Origin of the sequence: Dactylosporangium salmoneum, from assembly GCF_039532525.1 — a bacterium.
GTDB classification, from domain to species: Bacteria; Actinomycetota; Actinomycetes; order Mycobacteriales; family Micromonosporaceae; genus Dactylosporangium; species Dactylosporangium salmoneum.
On record NZ_BAAARV010000072.1, the window covers coordinates 17,640 to 34,659 of the forward strand.

The window sequence follows — 17,020 nt, forward strand, 5'->3', positions numbered from 1 at the left end:
CCTACTCCAGCATGCTCAGGCGGCTTGGCGCCGGCCCAGCAGCCACAGGGCAGTGGCGAGGCCGCCGACCGGGATCTCGGCGACGAAGACGAAGGCCCGGTAGAGCAGCACCCCGGCGAGCGCGTCGGTGGGGTCGGCGCCGAGGGCGATGAGCACGGCGATCGTGCCGGCCTCGACCACGCCGGCCCCGCCGGGCGTGATCGCGGCCAGGGTCAGCAGCCGCTCGGCGACCAGCGCGGCGAGCACCACCGGCAGCGGCAGGCGCACGTGGATCGCGGCCAGGCAGAACCACAGCAGCGCGCCCTGCAGCAGCCAGTAGCCGGCCATGCCCCAGCTCAGCTCCGCCCAGCGGCGGCGGACCAGCCGGTCGGTGCCGTCCAGCAGCGCGGCGGTGGCGGCGGTCCAGCCGGGGGAGGCGTCCGGGTCGTCCGCCGCGGACCGGGTGCGGCGGGGTCGCCGGGTCCACAGCCGCTCGGCCAGCGCGACCAGGCGCAGCAGCGGCGCGGCCCGGCCCATCAGGGCGGCCACGACGAGCAGCCCGGCGCCGGCGCTCAGCGCCGAGCAGCCCAGCCACAGCAGGCCGTGCCCGAGCGGGCCGGCGTTGGCCAGCAGCAGCAGGGCGACCGCGACGAGCGGCATGACGAGCTTCGCGACGAGGTCCCAGGCCTTCGAGACGACCACGAACCGGGCGAACTCCAGCCCGGTGTGGCCCCACCCGCGGACCATGCCGAGGTTGAGCGCGGTGCCGGCCACCCCGCCCAGCGGCAGGACGTTGGACACGGCGCTGCCGGACAGGTTGAGCGTCAGGGCCCGCCGGTGGGAGAGGCCCGGCAGCGAGGCGGTGAGCACGGAGGTGTGCACCACCAGGCCGAGCAGCCACACCACGCCCAGGAAGATCGGCCAGCGCCAGCCCAGGTTGGCGATCAGGTGCCAGGCCTGCGTCCAGGAGGCGCCGAGCGCGGACAGGTGCATCGCGGACCAGACGACGATGGCGACCCCGACCAGCAGCAGGGCGGCGCGCCGCCCGCGTCCTCCGGCCGGCGCGTCCGACATGCCAGTGCTGTCCGTTTCGCCCATCCGATCCCTCCCCGTGCGCCTCACCCGACTTCGAGTCGCTCAAGGTCGCAGACAAAAGCTGAGGGGAAGCTGAAGAGCAGCCCGAACACGATTCTGCGCCGAAGACAACCAAATTCGCGGGTGAATCGCTCAGGCGCGCGGCGGCGCGGTGCTCTCCCGCTCGACGAGCTCGGTGGCCAGCTCGATGCGGGGCGACTCGATCCGCTCGCCGTTGACGATCCGCAGCAGGGTGCGGGCCGCGGCGACGCCCATCTCGTGCAGCGGCTGGCGCACCGTGGTCAGCGCGGGCGCGGTCCACTGGGCGAAGTTCAGGTCGTCGAAGCCGACCACGCTGACGTCGCCCGGGATGGTCAGCCCGGCCCGGCGGACCGCCTCGTAGACGCCGGTGGCCTGCTGGTCGCTGCCGGCGAAGACCGCGGTCGGCGGGTCGGGCAGGGCGAGCAGCTCCTCGGCGGCGCGCAGGCCGCCGTCGTGGTGGAAGTTGCCGTACCGCACCAGTCTGCGATCCGCCGGAAGCCCGGCCGACTCCAGGGCCGCCCGGTAGCCGGCGATGCGCGCGCGGGTGCACTGGAACTGCTCGGGCCCGCCGATCGCGGCGATGCGCCGGTGCCCGAGCCCGGCCAGGTGCTCGGCCGCCGCGTACCCGCCGGCGAAGTTCGTCGCGCCGATCGACGGGGTGCCGGGCGGCGGCTGGTTGACCGCGTCGATGATGACGAAGGGCAGGTTGCGCCGCCGAAGGTCCTCGTGCTGGCGCTCGGCCAGCTCCGACAGCACCAGGATGGCCCCCTCGGAGCCGCGGGCCAGCAGCGACTCCACCCAGCGGCGGGTCAGCGACTGCCGGTTGTGCACCGCTGAGACGACCAGCCCGAGCCCGGCCTCCTCCACGACCTCCTCGACGCCGGTGAGGATGGACAGGCCCCAGACGCTGTCCAGCTCGTTGATGACGAGGTCCACGAGATCGGTGCGGCGCCGCCGGCCGTTCTTGGCCGCGCGGGGCCGCTGGTAGCCGCGCTCGGCCAGCAGCCGTTCGACCGTCTGGCGGGTCTTTGCCGAAACGTCCGTGTGGCCGTTGAGGACCTTCGAAACCGTGGAGACCGCGACGCGCGCCTCCCGGGCGATCTCGGCCATCGTGGGCCGGCCGTCCAGCGTCATGACGTCACCTGTGTTTTTCGAAAACGGTTGCCCGCGTGGCGGGGGGTGCCTTGTGATCGGCACCGTACACCCCACACCCCCCACTCCGAAATGTTTCCCGAAAGTCAGGGCGCGATTTCGGAACCCTCAGCATGGAAGGACGGTACGGCGCATGCGCAAAACTGCGCAGCTTCGCCGGGTCATCGCCGGGATACTCACCACCTCCGCCGTGTTGCTCGCCGCCGCCTGCGGCAGCGCCGGCCCCGGCACCGAGTCCGGTGGCAAGGGCGGCGCCGACGTGCAGGTCTGGGCACTGCAGGACGCCGCGGTCAACCCGATCGCGACCAAGAGCATCGACGACTACAACAAGTCCAGCGGCAACAAGGTCAAGCTCGTCACCTACGTCAACGACGCCTACAAGCAGAAGCTGCAGGTCGCGATGGGCTCCCCCCAGGCCCCCGACGTGTTCTTCAACTGGGGCGGCGGCAACCTCGCCCAGTTCGTCAAGGCCGGCCAGGTCCAGCCGCTCGACGACACGCTCGCCAAGAACCCGGAGCTCAAGGACAAGTTCCTGCCCAGCGTCATGCAGGTCGGCCAGGTCGACGGCAAGCAGTACGGCCTGCCCATGCTCGGCGTGCTGCCGGTCGTGCTGTTCTACAACAAGGAGGTCTTCTCCGCCGCCGGCGTGCAGCCGCCGAAGACCTTCGCCGACCTGCTCGCGCTCGTCGACACCTTCAAGTCCAAGAACATCACCCCCATCGCGCTGGCCGGCTCGCAGGGCTGGACCGAGCTGATGTGGCTGGAGTACCTGCTGGACCGCATCGGCGGCGCCGACAAGTTCAAGAACATCGCGCGCGAGCTGGACGGCGCCTGGACCGACCCGGCCGTCGTCAAGGCCCTCACCGAGATCCAGGCCCTGGCCAAGAAGGGCGCCTTCGGCTCCAACTTCGCCTCGGTGAACTACGACAACCAGGGCGCCTCGAAGCTGCTGGCCACCGGCAAGGCCGCCATGCACCTCATGGGCACCTGGGACTTCTCGGTGCAGAAGGAGGCCAACGCGGCCTTCATCACCGACGGCAAGCTCGGCTACGTGGCGTTCCCGTCCTACGAGGGCGGCGCCGGCGACCCGAAGGCGATCGTGGGCAACCCGAGCAACTACTACTCGGTCAACGCCGCCTCCAAGAACAAGGACGTGGCCGCCGACTTCCTGGTCAAGTCCCTCGCCTCCGACGGCTACATCAGCGGCCTCATCGACGCCGGCCAGGTGCCCGCGGTCAAGGGCGCGGCCGACGTGCTCAAGGGCAAGCCGAACGCCGAGTTCACCACCTTCACCTACAACCTGGTGGCCGACGCGCCGAGCTTCACCCAGTCCTGGGACCAGGCGCTCAGCCCGTCGGTGAGCACCGAGCTGCTGACCAACCTGCAGAAGCTCTTCCTGGGCACCATCACGCCCGACCAGTTCGCGGCCAACATGGCCAAGGCGAAATGACGACATCGAAAGCGGCGGCGCGACCCGGAGTCATCTGGGCCGCGCCGGCGGTCGTCTTCTTCGTCGCGTTCGGGATCCTGCCGATCCTCGCGGTCGTCTACCTCAGCTTCACCAAGTGGAACGGCCTCGGCGACCCGCAGTGGATCGGGCTGTCGAACTGGACCTCGCTGGGCGACGACACCGAGCTGTTCGGCGGGGCCGGCAAGACGCTGATCCTGACCGTGGTGTCGTGGCTCGTGCAGACGCCCCTCGCCCTGCTCATCGGGGTGTGGGCGGCCGGGCCGCAGCGCAGCCGGGCGGTGCTGTCCAGCCTGTTCTTCCTGCCGCTGCTGCTGTCCACCGCGGCGATCGCGGTCACGTTCGTGGCCCTGCTCGACCCGAACTTCGGCCTCGCCGCCGACTACGGCAAGTACCTGGGGGCCGCCGACGGGAACTTCCTCGGCGACCCGGACAAGGCGCTGTACGTCATCGCGTTCATCATCGCGTGGCAGTTCGTGCCCTTCCACACCCTGCTGTACCAGTCGGCGACCCGGCAGATCCCGCGGTCGCTGTACGAGGCGGCGGCGCTGGACGGCGCGACGGGGGTCCGGCAGTTCTTCGCGATCACGCTGCCGCAGCTTCGCAACACGATCGTCGCCTCCTCCGTGCTCATGCTGGTCGGCTCGCTGACCTACTTCGAGATGATCCTGCTGACGACGAACGGCGGCCCCGGCACCGCGACCCGCGTGCTGCCGCTGCACATGTACATCAAGGGCTTCGTCGGCTTCGACATGGGCTACGCCAGCGCCCTCGCGGTGCTGCTCGTCCTCGTCGGCACCACCCTGTCCGTGATCGTCGTCCGCTCCACCGGCTACCACCGGATGACCAGCGACCGGGAGGGCGCGTGAGCATCCAGACCTTGTCGAGGCCGGCTTCGCACAAGACGCCGGCCCCCGTCGTGGTCCGCCAGCGGCGGCGCTGGAACGTCCCGGCCGGCGTGGCCGCCGCCATCTGGCTGGTCATCGTCGCCGTGCCGATCTACTACATCGTCGTCACCGGCTTCCGCACCCAGGACTCCTACATCGACGCGGGCCCGCTCGACCTGCCCCGCAACCTGACCTTCGACAACTACGCCCAGCTCTTCGACCTGGGCTTCGCCACGTTCCTGTTCAACAGCATCGCGGTGGCGCTCGGCACCGTCGCCCTGGTGCTGGTCATCGCGCTGCCGGCCGCCTACGCCATCGTGCGCAACCCGAGCCGGACCATCCGCACCGCGTTCAACGTGTTCCTGCTCGGCCTGGCGGTGCCCGCCCAGGCGGTCATCGTGCCGATCTACCTCATCATCACCCGCCTGCACCTGTACGACACGCTGCTGGCGATCATCCTGCCGACCGCGGCCTTCTCGCTGCCGATCGCGATCGTCGTGCTGACCAGTTCCCTGCGCGACATCCCGAACGAGCTCTACGAGGCGATGGCGGTCGACGGCGCCACCTCCGGGCGCATCTTCGGCCGCCTGGTGCTGCCGCTGGCCCGGCCCGGGCTCACCAGCGTCGGCATCTTCGTCGGCCTCGGCGCCTGGAACGGTTTCCTCTTCCCGCTCGTGCTCACCCAGAGCGAGGAGCAACGGGTCCTGCCGCTGGGCCTGTGGAACTTCCAGAACCAGTACGGGACGAACGTGCCCGGCCTCATGGCCGCGGTCGTGCTCTCGGCCGTGCCGGTGCTGGCGCTGTACCTGTTCGGCCGCCGTCACCTGCTCAGCGGACTCGCCGCCGGGTTCGGCAAGTAGATGGGAACCTCATTGAACATTGTGAACCCGGTGCTGCCGGGCTTTCACCCGGACCCGTCGATCCTGCGGGTCGGGGACGACTACTACCTCGCCACCTCGACCTTCGAGTGGTACCCCGGCGTGCGCCTGCACCACTCCCGCGACCTCGTCCACTGGCGTCCCATCGGCGGGGCCCTGGACAGCACCCGGCTGCTCGACATGACCGGCAACCCGGACTCCGGCGGCATCTGGGCCCCCTGCCTGTCCTACGCCGACGGCCTGTTCCACCTCGTCTACACCGACGTGAAGTCCTACTCCGGCTTCTGGGACACCCCGAACTACCTCGTCACCGCCCCCTCCATCGAGGGCCCGTGGTCCGACCCGGTCCCGCTGCACGCCCAGGGCTTCGACCCGTCGCTGTTCCACGACACCGCGGACGGCGGCGACGGGCGCAGCTGGCTGCTGTCCAACCGCACCGACTGGCGCCCGGGCAACCCGTGGGCCAACGGCATCATCGCGCAGGAGTACGACCGGGCGGCCCGCCGCCTGGTCGGCGAGCCGGTCACCATCTACACCGGCACGGCGGCCGGGATGACCGAGGGCCCGCACCTGTACCGCCGCGACGGCTGGTACTACCTGGTCACCGCCGAGGGCGGCACGGAGTGGTTCCACCAGGCGACGGTGGCCCGCTCCCGCGGCGTCCTCGGCCCCTACGAGACCGACCCGGGCAGCCCGCTCATCACCTCGGTGCACCGGCCGGACCTCGCCCTGCAGAAGGCCGGCCACGGCAGCCTGGTCGACACCCCGGCGGGGGAGTGGTACTTCGCCCACCTGACCGGCCGCCCGCTGAGCCCCCGCGGCCGCTGCGTGCTCGGCCGGGAGACCGCCATCCAGCGGGTCACCTGGACCGGGGACGGCTGGCCGCGCATCGACGGCGGCGTGCCCCACGACGAGGTACCGGCCCCGGCCCTGCCGGCCCACCCGTGGCCGGACGAGCCCGAGACCGACGACTTCGCCACGGACCGCCTCGGCCCGCAGTGGAGCACCCTGCGCCGCCCGGCGCACGAGGACTGGCTGTCCACCCGGGCCCGCCCCGGCCACCTGCGCGTCCGCGGCGGCCGCTCCCCGGGCGCCCTGGCCGGGGAGAGCCTTGTCGGGCGCCGGGTCCAGCACGCCCGGGCCACGTTCGAGGCGACGGTCGAGTTCCGCCCGGCCCACTTCCAGCACATGGCGGGCATCACGGCGTACTACAACAGCCGCAACTGGTACTTCCTGCGGGTCGGCTTCGACGAGCGCGCCGGCGCCTTCGTCGACGTGTTGTCCAGCGACCGCGGCCGCCTGACGATGCACGGCCCGGCGGTACCGGTCGCGGGGCCGGTGCGGCTGCGGCTGGACCTCGACGGCGGCACGCTGCGCGCCTCCTGCGGCGAGGCCGAGTGGGGCCCGTTCGACGCGAGCATCCTCTCCGACGAGTACGCCCGCGATTTCGACGGCGACACGGCCCGCACGTGGGGCTTCACCGGCGCCTTCTTCGGCCTGTGGGCGCAGGACATGACCGGCGGCGGGCTCCCGGCGGACTTCTCGGCCGCGACCTACAAGGCGCAGCCCTGACCGCCCGCTGACTCGGGGGACCCGCCCGCAGGGGTGCGCGGCGGGCCCCCCGGCCGCAGCCGCACCGGCTCCGCGTCCGTCCCGGGCGTGGACAACCGCACGGCGGGCCGCCGGCAGCTCGAGCGCGCCCAGACCGTCTACGCCGAGGTCGTGCACCACGGCGGGGCGGGGACCACGGGCGCGGGGCTGCGGGCCGGGCGCCCGACGGTCGTCGTGCCGATGCTCGCCGACCAGCCGTTCTGGGGCGAGCGCGTCGAGGCGCTCGGGGTGGGCCCTTCGCCCGTGGCGCTCCAGGAGCTGACCGTGGAGCGGCTCGCGGCGGCGATCCGGGCCGCCGTGGAGCGCCCGGAGCACCTGGCCGGGGCCACTTCGCTGGCCGCCCGGCTGGCGGAGGAGGACGGCGCCGGCGCGGTCCTGGCCCGGATCGAGCGCCTCGTTCCCTGAGCACGCGCCGGCTTCGGGTCGGCACGCGCCGGCTTCGGGTCGGCACGCGCCGGCTTCGGGTCGGCACGCGCCGGCTTCGGGTCGGCACGCGCCGGCTTCGGGTCGGCACGCGCCGGCTTCGGGCTGGCACGCGCCGGCTTCGGGCTGGCACGCGCCGGCTTCGGGCTGGCACGCGCCGGCTTCGGGCTGGCACGCGCCGGCTTCGGGCTGGCACGCGCCGGCTTCGGGCTGGCACGCGCAGGCTTCGGGCCGGCATGCGTCGGGAGGATTGCCCGGGTGACCGGCGGCGGGCATGATGCGCGCATGATCGACGAGTCGGCAGCGCCTTTCCAGGCCCGGTACCGCGTGAGCTCGACGGTATGGGGACTGGTGGTGGCCGGTCTGATCGCGGGCACCGCCGCGCTGGTGCTGGACGGCTCCGACGACCTGGGGCTGGTCGTCGGCGCCGGTTGCTACGCCGCATCCGCCACCCTTCTCGCGCTCTACGGCCACGCCGCGCTCACCGGCAAGATCGGGCTTCGGGTCGATCGGCAGGGAATAACGTTCGGTGGACGGCCGCCGGTGTACCGGGCGATGACCGACTTCGTGGCGTGGTCGGACATCTCGGCGGTCTACCTGTACCGCGTGCGCATCCTCCTGTTCACCGAGACCTTGGTCGGCCTGCAGGGTCATGACGGGCCGGCCCCGCTGCCGGCGCGCATCCCTGCCAACCTGGTGCAGATGATCTGGCACGTTCCGGCCGACGTGGCGGCGGCCAGCCGTACCACCAACGGGTTCAAGGTGGACCCCGCGGCGCTCAGCGCCGCGGTGAACCTCGTCGCACCGTCCGTCCCGGTCGTGGACCTCACCGCCGTGGCGCCGATGCTGACACCGACACCACGGCGCTCCACCTTCGGTTGAGCCGGATGTGTGCCGCCCCTTACGGGATCAGCTCGGACGGCAACTCCGAGAAGTAGTCACGAAGCTTGGCGATCTGCCCGTCGCGGAGGCGAAAGATCTGCAGGAGCGACATCGTCGTGCGCCGCCCGCCGGCTTCGTCGAAGGCGACGTCGATCTCGGCGATGAACACGTCGGGATCCGCGGTGTCGTGCAGGACGTACGCGGACCGTTCGAGGTTCATCGTGGCCTGATAGGCCGGCTGCTGGTGATACAGGCTGGTTCCGGTCCGGATCGCGTCGCGGCCCACCAGATGCCGCAGCGGATGACCGTCGGGAGCCAGCGGCGAGTCGTACACGCCGTCCTCGGTGAACATCGCGGCGATCGCGTCCGGGTTCCGGGTGATCGCGCCGGCGTACATGTACCGCTCGAAGACTTCCTGATGTGTGAGAGCCACTCTCCAGTCTAGCTCCAGCGTCGCGGGCGCCCCCACGGCGAAGGATCGATGCGGGATACTGCGTGCGCCGGAGACCGTTCGACGTCGTGGAGCGCGCCATCAAAACCCGAGACCAGTGGTTCATCGTGGCCGGAGTCGTTGTGGCCCTCGTCCTCATCGGCGGGGGCTACTGGTACTTCTCGTACCGGCCCGCCGCGCAGCGCACCGACGCCGCGTACGCGGCCCTCGACAAGATCACGCTGCCGGAGGGGTGGCGGGTGACGGACACGCTGGAGGACAAGTATTCCTCCGGCAAGCCGTACTGGACGCGCTTCTACATCGCGCCGAACGTGCAGGGGCCGGCGGCGCTCAGTGCCCTCTCCGGGCAGTTCCAGCAGGTCGGCGCTCTGCCCGGGCAGAATCGCTGCAGCGGGATTCCAACCTGCGTCAGCCTGGTCTACCCGCCCAAGTACCGGATGACCCTGAACGCCGACGACCGGAACATCGCCCACGAGAGCACCTGCCCGGAGGTGTCCTCGTGCACCGAGCTGATGCTCAGCCTGGAGGAATGGCAGCCGGGCGACCCCGACTGAACATCGGCCGAACCTGCCCGCCCCCGACCGGGCGGTACCGCCGATGGCCGGTACCGCCGCGATCGGGGCGGTTGTGCGTCAGCCTGGGCGGCAGCTCCTATCGGCTGCCGCCCGCCTGACGGCCCGGCCCTACTTCAGATGCCGGTCGAAGAACCGGTTCCCGTCGTCCCCCTCGTACCGCGGTACGCCGGTGTGCCCGCCCATGTTGGCGTGCAGCGTCTTCTCCTTGGAGCCGAAGGCGTCGAACAGGTCCAGGGCCATCTGCCGGTCGTTTCCCTCGTCGTCCCACTGCAGCAGGACCAGCAGCGGAATGGTGACCTGCCGGGCCTCCTCGAACATGGTGCGGGGCACGAAACTCCCGGCGAACAGCGCGGCGGCCGAGATGCGCGGCTCGACCACCGCCAGCCGGACGCCGATGGCGATCACCCCTCCCGCGAACCCGACCGGGCCGCCGATCTCGGGCAGCGCCAGGACGGCGTCCAGAGTGGCCCGCCATTCCGGGACCGCCGTTTCGACAAGCGGCAGGACGAGCCGGTCGACGATGTCGTCGCTGACCGGCTCGCCGGCCTCCAGCGCCCGGCGCAGGTCGGCGCGGGCCTCGTCGGCGACGGCGGAACGGGGCCGGTCACCGCTCCCGGGGAGCTCGATGGTGGCCGCGGCGTAGCCCTCTGCCGCAGCGTGCCGGGCCCGGGCCGCCAGCCGGGGGTACATCCTCTGCAGTCCGCCGGGGTGGCCGAGCAGGATCAGCGGGGCCGGTGCGGACACGGAGGCGGATGCGGGCGTCCACAGGATGCCGGGGATCTCGCCGAGGGTGAACTCGCGCTCGAGGACGCCGTCGTCGAGGCGCTGTTCGGAAGTGAATTGCATGGTCGTGCCTTTCGGGAGTGCTCGCGAACGGCGCTCCCGGACGACCTATCGCCCGGCCGTGACCCCTGAGGGGAGCACCCATGTCGAATCGTTCACGGGTACCACCTCCTCGGTCTCTCGCACGGCCTCCGGAAAACTAGCACCGGTCGCCGTGGTACGCCAACAGGTTTTGCGCGGCTCGCCTGAAGGAGGGGCGAATGGGGTTGACTCTCCCAGTGTGGGAGACCCGATGGTTGGCGACGTGCCCGACGATGACGCCGTCCTGTTGAGTATCGGTGAGCTGGCGGAGCGGACCGGTCTGTCGGTGAAGCTGATCCGTCACTGGTCCGACGTCGGCGTCGTGCCGCCGACCGGTCGCAGCGCGGCCGGCTACCGGCGCTATGACGCACGAGCGGTGGCCCGCCTCGAACTCGCCCGGACCCTGCGCGATCTCGGGTTGGGCATGGCCGCGATACGTGACGTCCTCGACGGCCGGCACGGCATCGCCGACGTGGCCGCACTGCACGCGGATGCGTTGGAGGTGCAGATGCGCACGCTGCGGGTGCAGTGCGCGGTACTGCGTTCGGTCGCCACCCGCAATTCCACAACCGAGGAGCTTGCTGTCATGACCAAGCTGGCGCGGCTGTCCGCAGCGCAGCGCAACGCGATCATTCACCAGTTCGTATCCGACGTGCTGGGCGACCTCGACGCCTCGGGGTACCGGGAGGGCCTGATGGCCGCCACTCCGGATCTGCCCGACGAACCCACCAACGAGCAGGTCGACGCGTGGATCGAACTGGCCGACATGCTCGGCGATCCGCAGTTGCGCGCCGCGATGCGCAGAATGGGCGAGTACGCCGCGCGGCACGCCCCCGGCCCGTACGACGAACACGACGTGCGGGCGGTCCAGCAGGTGACCGACTTCTGGGTGCGGCGGGTCACCGAGGCGATCGACGCCGGCGTTCCCGCGGACTCGCCGGCGGCCGACCCGGTCGTGGCCGATGTCGTCGGTGTCTGGCTGCCGATGCAGGAAGGCGGCGACCTGCGACCGGGCGGCGACGGCGAGGACGCGCGGAGCCAGCTGCTCGAGCAGCTGGAGATCGCCGCTGACCCGCGCGCCGAACGGTACTGGCAGCTCCTGTGCGTCATCAACGGCTGGCCCGTGCGACCGAGCCTGGCCGCGGCGGGGCAGTGGCTCATGACCGCGCTGCGCGCCAACCCCGCGCCGGGCGCCCGCGCCGCGGAGATCTCTGCCGTCCTCGGGGGCGCCGCCCGGTCCGGCCCGGAAGAGGTTTCGCGTGCGTACGCCCGGGTCGTGGCCGAGGTGGCCGAGATCGTGGCCACCGTCACCGCCGACCGTTTCGACGACCCCACGCCCTGCGCCGGCTGGAGCGTGCGCACCCTGCTCAACCATCTGGTCTACGAGAATCTGATGTGGACCAGCCTGGCCGACGGCAACCCCCGGACCGACTTCACCGCCGACCACCTCGGCGACGACCACGTGGCCGCCTTTCGTGCGTCAGCCCAAGCCGCGCTGACCGCCTTCGACCGGCCCGGCATGCTGGTGCAGCGGTACGGGCCGGCCCCGGGGTGGCGGCTCGTCGAGCAGGTCGTCATCGAGATGCTTGTCCACGGCTGGGACCTGGCCAAAGCGACCGGCCGGCCCACGGACCTCGCCCCCGACGTCGCCGCGAGGACCCTCCCCGCGGTCCACGAGATCTACCGAGCGCTGCCGCGAACACCTGGCGGCTCGTTCGCTCCCGCCCAGCCGGTCCCCGCGGAGGCGAGCGCCGCCGATCACCTCGCCGCGTACCTGGGCCGAAACGTCAGCTGGACGCCGCGCGGGTGAGCTTCACGATGTACTCGGTGTCGTTGTGGTGACCCTCGAACTCCATGAACTCACCGGCGACGAACGTCCAGCCGCCGGCCGCGATGAGGGCCCGCAGCTTCTCGATGGGGATGCGTACGACGTCCTCCGGCACATCCCATTCGTCGATCGACTCGCGCGCCCGGGCCGCGAGCTGTTCGATCGTCGCGATGTCCTGCGGATCGGGCTCGTCGCCGGCGTACGGCATCCACTCACCTTCGGTGACGCGACGCATCAGCTCCGCATCGGACTCCGCGGCGCCCTCAATGCTCTCGTCCCAGTCATGCTCGAAGTAGCTGAACATCAGCATCAACATCTCGGCCACGCGCTGATCGTAGAAGTGGCCGAACCTCAGGCATTCGCGGCGGCGAGCTCCACGGTCTGTCTGCGGGCCGCCGCGACCGCCGTGGCCGCTCCCACCAGGGTGAGCACCGCGACCGCGCCGAACGCGACCAGGGCCGGCGCGTCGGGGTGCAGCACGGACTGGCCTCGCTTGGCCTGCCAGGTCAGCACGGTGAACACGCCGGCGTAGCCGAACACGGCGGCCCCGACCAGGCGGGCACGGACCCGCTCGGCGCGCAGCCACGCGCGCCGGGTCGCGAGCACGTTCAGGATCGCGGTGACCGCCAGCAGTACCTGGATGGCGTGCAGACCGACGAAGTGCGGCACGCGCAGATCGCCGCCGGTCGTGCTCCAGTTCGTCAGGAACATGCCGTGCCCGTCCGGGTCGCCGATGCCGTGCGCGCCGAGCAGGGGCACCGCGTGCCCGTTCGCGTCGATCTCCGTACGCGGCGCCGACCCGGCGGAGATGCTGAGCCAGAGCGCCACGACCATGCTGGCGAACGCGAGCCCGAGCCCGGCGCGCAGGGCGCGGGTGAGGGCGCGGTCGCCGGTCCGCTGGATCAGCACCAGAATCACGATCACCAGCGTGGCCAGCATCAACGGCGGGATGCCGAAGGCAAACACCTTCTGCACGATCGGGGCCACGCCATCGGTGTCCTTGTTGAAGTGGCTGAACGTCCCGTCGGCCGCGGCCCACGCCACCACCCCGACGTCGAGCACCCCGGCGACCGCGAACACGGTCCCGAACCACCACCCGACACGCCGCCCTTTCGCCAGCCGCGTGAGCAGCCACGCCAACGTCAGGCTGTAGACGCCCATGGCCACGCCGAACTTCATCGGCTTCATCCACACGGGCTCGCCCAGCAACGACCGATCATCGGCGAACACTCCCACCGCGGAGAAGACCGCCAGCCCGAACATGAGCGCCGCGTGGAACACCAGCGGCCGGTGCCACCCACGCACCGCGTGGACAAACCTCGTGAGCACGTTCATCGGAGGCTCCAGACAGAGAAACGAGCGGACGGTGCCCAACCGGCCGCCACGATGACGATGGATGTCCATCAGCCTCGGCGAACCGCCCGCCGGTAACCATCCGACCACCCCCCGAACGCGACCGGGGGATATCCCCCGGTCGCCCGAGGCGACGCTTCGGGGTTCCGTCCGCGCGCCGTTGTCCTTCAGGGCGTCGACCCCCGACGGCGACCGTGCGCTGCCGCCCGAGCGTCAGGGTTCCGACGTCACTCGGGCCCGGCGGTTTTCCGCAGGGTGATGCTCTCGCGCGGGGGCGCGTTTCGCAGGTGCCACAGGTACCGCGCGCGGCTCGCCAGCCCGATGAGCAGGATCGCCACCGCGAGGCCGAACAGGACCCGGGTCGGCCAGACCAGCGCCGGGTAGACGGCCGCGTCGCCTGGCACCGCGACCGCCGGGAGATGGCGGAGGGAGTCCGGCGGCTCGGAGACGTACCAGTTGTCCTGGTAGCCGATCCCGTGCCAGATCGGTCCCGGGGACATGTCGACCCCGTGGACCTGGCCGGTGACCGTGAACCCCGCGGTCTTCCAGTGCGCCGTGCACCAGACCACGTCCGGCGTGTAGTCGCCGGCGCTCACGTGGCAGCGCTCGATGGTCACCCGGGTCGAGCTGCCCGGAAAGAACCCCGTGACGAGGCCGAGCGCGAGGACGGCCGCCACCTGGACGCCCCACCACCTCCACATCGGCACAGTATTGATGATTGCCGACGGTTTTGGTGCCGCCGATCCGAGGGTGTCACGCTTCGTGGCCGGCGTCCGGTGCCGGCGGGCGCCCGGAACTGCCGTCGAGGCGCAGGATCGTCTCCTCGATCTCCGCATTTCGCGCCGCGGCGAACGCAACCTCCGTGCCGATGATCGCGAACCCTGCCCGCTGCAGCACCCTGAGCGACCGCATGTTGTCGGTCGCGGCGCGGGCGAACAGCGGTCGCACGCGAACCGACTCCAGCAGCAGGGCGAGCGCCCGGCCGGCGATGCCCCGGCCCCAGCATGACCTGTCGATCCAGTACGTGACCTCGGTTTCGCCGTCGACGGCGAAGCTGCCGACAGTGCCGGCGAGCCGCCCGTCGACGGTCACCGCGCGGATGGTCACCTCGGGCGACGCCCTGATCTTTGCCATGTGGGCATCGAAGGCCGGGCGGTCGTCGGGATTCCTGGCGACGAAGGCGGCCATCCGGACCGACTCGGGATCGCGCATCTGTTCGAACAGGGCATCCAGGTCGGAGTCGTCGACCGGCCGCAGCGCCACCTCGCCGATGGGCTCGGCCGCGCGGTTCCGCCTGTCGCGGCCGCCGATGAACAGGCCGGCGCCGAGGAGGATGCCCCACACGAGGAACAGCGGGTCCCACAGGTACGCGTGGCCGATCATCGCCTGCCGGTCGAAGCCACCCTCGGGCCGCACGGCACCACCCAGCACGAGCCAGGCCACGATGGTGTTCAAGGCCCCATATCCGGTGAGCACGACGGCGGCCAGCCATGCGAAGGCCCGCCACAGGCCCGGGCGGGGGAGCGGCCCCACCAGGGGAATGATCACGACCGCGCACTTCACCGCGGCGACGGCGACCAGCAACAGGCCGGCGGCCACCGGCGCTTCCCGCGCGCCGTTCACCGCCCACTGGCCGACCGTCGGTAACAGCCAGCGACCGCCGAGTGCCCAGTAGAGGCTGAACCCCGCATGCGTCAGGCCCGCGGCCGCGGCTCCCAGGAGGAGATGGGTTTGGGTGGGCTTGCCCGGCATGGCTCGATGCTAGGCCAGGCGGCACAGCCGGGGAAACCGTGGCGCCGGCCGCGACCGCCCAGGCCGTTGCGCCGCGGTCACGCCCGCCGGGGCGCCGGGGGCGAAATTTACACGGGGCTTTCGAAAAGGCTTCGATACCCGGCGAAGGGTTCGTACCTTACCCGCATGATGCGACGCCTCCTCGTCGTCGTGCTCATGTTCGCGTCGCTCACCGTAGCGGCGCCGGCGGCCGCCACCGCCTCGACGTTCGTGCCGGGGAGTGGCCGGCTGCTGTTCGTGGGACAGTCCACGAAGGCGGCATGGGACGACTACACATCCTTCGCCGCCGCACCCAGCGGCGGCTCCGTCTACTACGAAGTGAAGTCCGGCACCTGGGTCAACCAGGGGCACAAGGACTACGCGACCTACCTTGCCCAGCAGGGCAAGATGGTCCAGATCGGCGTGTCCTGGAAGGACAACCCGCCCGGGTTCACCGGCGGCGACGAGCAGGCCAAGGCCGCCCGTTCCCGCCAGGTCACCGCTGAGCTCGCCGCCGGGCAGTACGCGGCGCAGTTCAACCAGCTCATCGCGTTCATCAACCAGTACCCCAGCGCGAAGCTCTTCCTGCGCCTCGACTACGAGGTGTCGTCGTTCTACCACTGCACGGACGCGAGCTGCTCGTCGTACAAGGGCGCCTTCGCGAAGATCCGTCAGCTCATCGACGGGGCCAAGCACCAGGACAACGTGACCTACGTGTTCCACCCGGTGCGCGGGGAGTTCGAGGCGATGTACCCGGGCGACGCCGTCACCGACTGGGTCGGCGTGTCGATCTTCGCGCACGAGCTGTGCATGCCGATCTACGACAACGGCTACCTGTACAACGGGACGCCGCCGCAGAACTACGACACCGGCACCCTGCAGTGCCGCAACGCGTACCTCGGCACCGACAGCAACGGCAACCAGGCCGCCGTCTGGCAGAACTGGGACTACGACGGCAACGTGCTGAAGATGATGAAGTTCGCCAAGGACCACGGCAAGCCGATGATCGTGTCGGAGTCCGGGATGATGAACTTCACCGACAACGGCTCGGACACCAGCGGCCTCGAGGCGACCCGCGGCGACACCTGGGTCAAGCGGTACTTCGGCCTCATGAACTACAAGGGCCCGATCCCCAACCTTTCGGGCACGTACGACCTGAGCAACGTCATCAAGGCCGCCGTCTACATCGACCTCGACTTCCGCTACGGCTGGGACGGGGTGCAGGACGGCACGTTCGACTTCCCGGTGAACTCGACGTGGTTCGTGGACGGGCGGCTGTCGCAGTACCCCGCCGCGAAGGCCTCGTTCTGCCAAGGTCTGACGGATCGAGGGTTTGTGACGGGGTGTACGGCAACGCAGACCAACAACCGGATCATCGGCGTCGGATCGAACCGCTGCGTCGACATCTCTGGCGGGGCCACCGCCGACGGCAGCGTCGTGCAGCTGTGGGACTGCCTGGGCAACGGGGCGCAGACCTGGCGGCGCAACGGGGACGCCTGGGTCAACCCGCAGTCGGGCAAGTGCCTGGACGTGACCGGCAGCGGCACCGCCGACGGCACCAAGGTGCAGCTGTGGACGTGCCTGGGCAACGGCGCGCAGCGCTGGACCGTGCAGGCCAACGGCACCATCGTCAACCCGCAGTCGGGCAAGTGCCTCGACGCGAACGGCTGGGGCACCGCCAACGGCACCCGGCTGCAGATCTGGACGTGCGGCACCGGCCCGCAGTCCAACCAGAACTGGCGCCTCGCAACCGCCTGAGGCCCGGACACCCCCGCAAAAGGAG

At 71.0% G+C, this 17,020-nt stretch carries 17 protein-coding genes; 9 read left to right on the forward strand and 8 right to left on the reverse strand.

Features of this window, described 5'->3' with window-relative positions:
• Window positions 1-15: 15 nt before the first annotated feature.
• Window positions 16-1,077, reverse strand: coding sequence for a lysylphosphatidylglycerol synthase transmembrane domain-containing protein (locus tag ABD352_RS37080; RefSeq protein WP_344617227.1), 1,062 nt, complete (start codon window positions 1,075-1,077; stop codon window positions 16-18).
• Between the two features lie 129 nt (window positions 1,078-1,206).
• Window positions 1,207-2,229: a LacI family DNA-binding transcriptional regulator gene (locus ABD352_RS37085; RefSeq protein WP_344617228.1), complete on the reverse strand. Its 1,023-nt coding sequence runs from the start codon at window positions 2,227-2,229 to the stop codon at window positions 1,207-1,209.
• A 151-nt stretch (window positions 2,230-2,380) separates the two neighbouring features.
• On the opposite strand from ABD352_RS37085, the gene ABD352_RS37090 reads away from it, so the two are divergent.
• The 6 genes from ABD352_RS37090 to ABD352_RS37115 all read left to right on the forward strand — a co-directional run bounded on the left by ABD352_RS37090 (window position 2,381) and on the right by ABD352_RS37115 (window position 8,396).
• Window positions 2,381-3,697 (forward strand): extracellular solute-binding protein, encoded by a 1,317-nt coding sequence (locus tag ABD352_RS37090; RefSeq protein WP_344617229.1) that lies wholly within the window; start codon window positions 2,381-2,383, stop codon window positions 3,695-3,697.
• On the forward strand, window positions 3,694-4,584 hold the full coding sequence (locus ABD352_RS37095) for a carbohydrate ABC transporter permease (RefSeq protein ID WP_344617230.1): 891 nt from the start codon (window positions 3,694-3,696) through the stop codon (window positions 4,582-4,584). The genes ABD352_RS37090 and ABD352_RS37095 overlap by 4 nt, the downstream gene beginning before the upstream one ends.
• The gene (locus ABD352_RS37100; RefSeq protein ID WP_344617231.1) at window positions 4,581-5,462 is read left to right on the forward strand and encodes a carbohydrate ABC transporter permease; all 882 of its coding nucleotides are present in this window, start codon (window positions 4,581-4,583) and stop codon (window positions 5,460-5,462) included. Before ABD352_RS37095 ends, ABD352_RS37100 begins: the two co-directional genes overlap by 4 nt.
• Window positions 5,463-5,483: 21 nt before the next feature.
• Entirely contained in the window at window positions 5,484-7,052 is a 1,569-nt protein-coding gene (locus tag ABD352_RS37105; protein ID WP_344617258.1) for a glycoside hydrolase family 43 protein, read from the forward strand.
• A gap of 87 nt (window positions 7,053-7,139) precedes the next feature.
• Complete coding sequence (locus ABD352_RS37110; RefSeq protein ID WP_344617232.1) at window positions 7,140-7,496, forward strand: nucleotide disphospho-sugar-binding domain-containing protein; 357 nt, start codon at window positions 7,140-7,142, stop codon at window positions 7,494-7,496.
• Between the two features lie 303 nt (window positions 7,497-7,799).
• On the forward strand, window positions 7,800-8,396 hold the full coding sequence (locus tag ABD352_RS37115) for a hypothetical protein (RefSeq protein ID WP_344617233.1): 597 nt from the start codon (window positions 7,800-7,802) through the stop codon (window positions 8,394-8,396).
• A gap of 19 nt (window positions 8,397-8,415) precedes the next feature.
• On the opposite strand, the gene ABD352_RS37120 is transcribed toward ABD352_RS37115, so the two are convergent.
• Window positions 8,416-8,829: a nuclear transport factor 2 family protein gene (locus ABD352_RS37120; RefSeq protein ID WP_344617234.1), complete on the reverse strand. Its 414-nt coding sequence runs from the start codon at window positions 8,827-8,829 to the stop codon at window positions 8,416-8,418.
• A gap of 62 nt (window positions 8,830-8,891) precedes the next feature.
• Between ABD352_RS37120 and ABD352_RS37125 the strand changes: the two genes are divergently transcribed.
• Window positions 8,892-9,401: a hypothetical protein gene (locus ABD352_RS37125; protein WP_344617235.1), complete on the forward strand. Its 510-nt coding sequence runs from the start codon at window positions 8,892-8,894 to the stop codon at window positions 9,399-9,401.
• A gap of 129 nt (window positions 9,402-9,530) precedes the next feature.
• Here ABD352_RS37125 and ABD352_RS37130 read toward each other — a convergent pair whose 3' ends face one another.
• Entirely contained in the window at window positions 9,531-10,268 is a 738-nt protein-coding gene (locus ABD352_RS37130) for a dienelactone hydrolase family protein (protein WP_344617236.1), read from the reverse strand.
• Between the two features lie 241 nt (window positions 10,269-10,509).
• Here ABD352_RS37130 and ABD352_RS37135 point away from each other — a divergent pair, with 241 nt between their 5' ends.
• Window positions 10,510-12,096, forward strand: coding sequence for a TIGR03086 family metal-binding protein (locus ABD352_RS37135; RefSeq protein WP_344617237.1), 1,587 nt, complete (start codon window positions 10,510-10,512; stop codon window positions 12,094-12,096).
• Here the strand turns inward: ABD352_RS37135 and ABD352_RS37140 are convergent.
• The 4 genes from ABD352_RS37140 to ABD352_RS37155 all read right to left on the reverse strand — a co-directional run bounded on the left by ABD352_RS37140 (window position 12,074) and on the right by ABD352_RS37155 (window position 15,219).
• Window positions 12,074-12,439 (reverse strand): hypothetical protein, encoded by a 366-nt coding sequence (locus ABD352_RS37140; RefSeq protein ID WP_344617238.1) that lies wholly within the window; start codon window positions 12,437-12,439, stop codon window positions 12,074-12,076. The two genes, ABD352_RS37135 and ABD352_RS37140, sit on opposite strands and share 23 nt — an antisense overlap.
• Before the next feature lie 26 nt (window positions 12,440-12,465).
• Entirely contained in the window at window positions 12,466-13,449 is a 984-nt protein-coding gene (locus ABD352_RS37145) for a hypothetical protein (RefSeq protein ID WP_344617239.1), read from the reverse strand.
• Between the two features lie 245 nt (window positions 13,450-13,694).
• Window positions 13,695-14,168, reverse strand: coding sequence for a hypothetical protein (locus ABD352_RS37150; RefSeq protein WP_344617240.1), 474 nt, complete (start codon window positions 14,166-14,168; stop codon window positions 13,695-13,697).
• A gap of 52 nt (window positions 14,169-14,220) precedes the next feature.
• Window positions 14,221-15,219, reverse strand: coding sequence for a GNAT family N-acetyltransferase (locus ABD352_RS37155; RefSeq protein ID WP_344617241.1), 999 nt, complete (start codon window positions 15,217-15,219; stop codon window positions 14,221-14,223).
• A gap of 165 nt (window positions 15,220-15,384) precedes the next feature.
• Here ABD352_RS37155 and ABD352_RS37160 point away from each other — a divergent pair, with 165 nt between their 5' ends.
• Window positions 15,385-16,995, forward strand: a complete 1,611-nt coding sequence (locus ABD352_RS37160) for an RICIN domain-containing protein (RefSeq protein WP_344617242.1) — start codon at window positions 15,385-15,387, stop codon at window positions 16,993-16,995.
• The last annotated feature ends 25 nt before the right edge of the window (window positions 16,996-17,020 follow it).

Bases quoted from the DNA above. Each gene is read 5' to 3' on its own strand.
- ABD352_RS37080 (WP_344617227.1), bottom strand. From the start codon at position 1,077: ATGGGCGAAACGGACAGCACTGGCATGTCGGACGCGCCGGCCGGAGGA.
- ABD352_RS37150 (WP_344617240.1), bottom strand. From the start codon at position 14,168: ATGTGGAGGTGGTGGGGCGTCCAGGTGGCGGCCGTCCTCGCGCTCGGC.
- ABD352_RS37160 (WP_344617242.1), top strand. From the start codon at position 15,385: ATGATGCGACGCCTCCTCGTCGTCGTGCTCATGTTCGCGTCGCTCACC.
- ABD352_RS37085 (WP_344617228.1), bottom strand. From the start codon at position 2,229: ATGACGCTGGACGGCCGGCCCACGATGGCCGAGATCGCCCGGGAGGCG.
- ABD352_RS37115 (WP_344617233.1), top strand. From the start codon at position 7,800: ATGATCGACGAGTCGGCAGCGCCTTTCCAGGCCCGGTACCGCGTGAGC.
- ABD352_RS37130 (WP_344617236.1), bottom strand. From the start codon at position 10,268: ATGCAATTCACTTCCGAACAGCGCCTCGACGACGGCGTCCTCGAGCGC.
- ABD352_RS37155 (WP_344617241.1), bottom strand. From the start codon at position 15,219: ATGCCGGGCAAGCCCACCCAAACCCATCTCCTCCTGGGAGCCGCGGCC.
- ABD352_RS37090 (WP_344617229.1), top strand. From the start codon at position 2,381: ATGCGCAAAACTGCGCAGCTTCGCCGGGTCATCGCCGGGATACTCACC.
- ABD352_RS37145 (WP_344617239.1), bottom strand. From the start codon at position 13,449: ATGAACGTGCTCACGAGGTTTGTCCACGCGGTGCGTGGGTGGCACCGG.
- ABD352_RS37095 (WP_344617230.1), top strand. From the start codon at position 3,694: ATGACGACATCGAAAGCGGCGGCGCGACCCGGAGTCATCTGGGCCGCG.